Genomic DNA, 244 nt, shown 5'->3' with positions numbered 1-244 from the left:
GGAGGATTAGCTCAGCTGGGAGAGCACCTGCCTTACAAGCAGGGGGTCGGCAGTTCGATCCTGTCATCCTCCACCATATACTTTATATCGCGGGGTAGAGCAGTCTGGTAGCTCGTCGGGCTCATAACCCGGAGGTCGTCGGTTCAAATCCGTCCCCCGCAACCAATAGGGCCTGTGGTGTAGCGGTTAACATGCCTGCCTGTCACGCAGGAGATCGCGGGTTCAAATCCCGTCAGGCCCGCCA

The 244-nt window shown here is 58.6% G+C and carries 3 tRNA genes; all 3 read left to right on the top strand.

Going from position 1 to position 244, the window contains the following annotated elements:
* The 3 genes from Q0757_RS16965 to Q0757_RS16955 all read left to right on the top strand — a co-directional run bounded on the left by Q0757_RS16965 (position 1) and on the right by Q0757_RS16955 (position 244).
* Positions 1-76, top strand: a tRNA-Val gene (locus Q0757_RS16965).
* A 12-nt stretch (positions 77-88) separates the two neighbouring features.
* Positions 89-165, top strand: a tRNA-Met gene (locus Q0757_RS16960).
* 3 nt (positions 166-168) lie between these two features.
* Positions 169-244: transfer RNA gene (locus Q0757_RS16955), tRNA-Asp, on the top strand.

It is taken from the genome of uncultured Marinococcus sp. (assembly GCF_947493875.1).
Taxonomy (GTDB): domain Bacteria; phylum Bacillota; class Bacilli; order Bacillales; family Marinococcaceae; genus Marinococcus.
The sequence above is the reverse complement of the archived record's forward strand: the minus strand, read 5'-3'. Positions and strand labels throughout refer to the sequence as shown.